The organism is Streptococcus danieliae (assembly GCF_025447695.1).
GTDB classification, from domain to species: domain Bacteria; phylum Bacillota; class Bacilli; order Lactobacillales; family Streptococcaceae; genus Streptococcus; species Streptococcus danieliae.
This window is the reverse complement of sequence record NZ_JAOBSU010000182.1, coordinates 1-1,442: the sequence shown is the minus strand read 5'-3', so window position 1 is coordinate 1,442 and position 1,442 is coordinate 1. Positions and strand designations below refer to the sequence as shown.

Here is a 1,442-nt window from a genome sequence, read left to right as displayed (position 1 = left end):
CATTGTTTTTTGGCAATTTCTGATGATTTTTTAGCTATTTACACGGAGTTGTTTGAGGTATGAATAATTTGGGTTTACGATTATAGGCTTAGCTATTACCCTGTTATCGGTAGGATTCATGTTTATTGGTAAGAATTAGGTTTAGTGGTTTGGGAATGAATGATTTTTTTTTAGATTGGATAATTGTGAAATTGGAAATAAGAAATCATGAAATGAATCAATCTTTTATCAAGTTTTTAATCTCTCAAGTATTGACTATACTGGCAGGAGTATTGCTGGATATGGCTTTAATACTCTTTGTTTATCAAAAGAGTCAGTCCTTATTTGAGACGAGTATGATTCTAGTAATTAGCTCAGTTGCAAAAATATTGGGCAGTATTCTACTGTCCAACCTATTTGATAAACTCTCAGCCAAGGGAATTATGGCAGGAACATCGTTGTGTAAAATTTTTCTTATCATGGTGTTGGCGGTGACCTATACGAGTATCCCTACTGTATTACTGATGACATTTTTGTTGAGCTTTATAGGGAGCGCTCTCTCACCTACACAGGGTGTCTTACTGGCACATATTGCTATGAATGATAGAGTTCGTTTAAATGGAATTTTCTATACTGTCATTCAAATATTTCAGACAGCTATTTGGACGCTTGATATACCAGTTGTTTTAGTGCTCAAACCATTCGTAGTGTTTTACCTCATCATCATTTTGTTGCTTCTATCGATAGTTCTTTTGCGGCAAATTGATGTCAAAGATAGGGTACAAGCAGACTCGCTCTCGTATCGTAAGAGAGTGCGGCAAGGATGGGATGATTTATTCCATATTGCAGAATTGAGAAATGTAACCATTATGGACACATGTGAGTCCATTGCGAATGTTATTTGGACACAAACCTTTCTCTTATTTTTTACTACTAGTTTTTTGGGCTTACCAGAGGAATGGTGGGGCTTTCAAGGAGCAGCCTATTTTGTTGGATCTATATTAGGTGGTATTATCAGTATCAGGTACTCTAAAGCTGTTTCTAGGTTGGGAGGAAAAGTTATTTTTGGTTCATCACTCCTAGTTGCTATTTTGACAGGTATTTATGCTTTTAATAAAATTGCCTGGTTTGCTTTGGTTATTAATTTTTTAATAGGGATTCCTTACCAAACCAGAGATTTAGTCCAGCAATCGTTGATACAAGAAAATTCACCCACATATTCTGTCGGACGTATTTTTACTTTACGACAGCTTATTTTAACGATTACTTCATCGAGCTCGTTACTAATCTTTAGTTATTTAAGTAGCCAAATTGGAATACAGTCTATTTACCTGATTGCAGCGTTTATTTATTCTGCTGTAACAATTTGGATTTTCTTAAATAGAAAAACCCGAATTATTCATAGATAACTAAAAAAACTTCTAGAAACCCTGATAGATCAATGTTTCTAGAAGTTTTTGATT

The 1,442-nt window shown here is 34.6% G+C and carries 1 protein-coding gene; it reads left to right on the top strand.

The window, feature by feature from the left end; all coding sequences use genetic code 11:
- The first annotated feature begins 155 nt into the window (after positions 1-155).
- On the top strand, positions 156-1,388 hold the full coding sequence (locus N4310_RS08430) for an MFS transporter (protein ID WP_262092821.1): 1,233 nt from the start codon (positions 156-158) through the stop codon (positions 1,386-1,388).
- Positions 1,389-1,442: the final 54 nt, after the last annotated feature.